The organism is Pseudomonas sp. W15Feb34 (assembly GCF_023127765.1).
GTDB classification, from domain to species: Bacteria; Pseudomonadota; Gammaproteobacteria; order Pseudomonadales; family Pseudomonadaceae; genus Aquipseudomonas; species Aquipseudomonas synxantha_A.
This window is the reverse complement of the sequence record NZ_SPKN01000029.1, coordinates 552-844: the sequence shown is the minus strand read 5'-3', so window position 1 is coordinate 844 and position 293 is coordinate 552. Positions and strand designations below refer to the sequence as shown.

General features: G+C 62.5%; 1 protein-coding gene. It reads left to right on the top strand.

Annotation, left to right across the window (positions count from 1 at the left end; translation table 11 throughout):
* Nucleotides 1–293: hypothetical protein (locus E4O97_RS13665; RefSeq protein ID WP_248161524.1), on the top strand; the 293-nt coding region annotated here is incomplete at both ends.

Here is a 293-nt window from a genome sequence, read left to right as displayed (position 1 = left end):
ACGATCAGCACGTCATTGTCGAGCGGCAGTTGGCCGGTGGGGCGAGTTTCTTTTGGGAGTGGAGAGGCGCCGGCAAGGCGGCACGCTGTGTCCGGCATTGGGCAAGTTTTTCGCAGATGGACACGCGCTATGCCTGGGGGGATGACGGCCGTGTCACCGTGCATAACGCCGACGGCAGCCAGGAAGTGTATGTCCACGACGACCGGGCGCGCTTGGTGCAGCGCATCGATCCAGACGGCGCCCAGCATTTCAAATCCTACGATGACAAGGGCCGACTGACCGTCGAGCAAGAC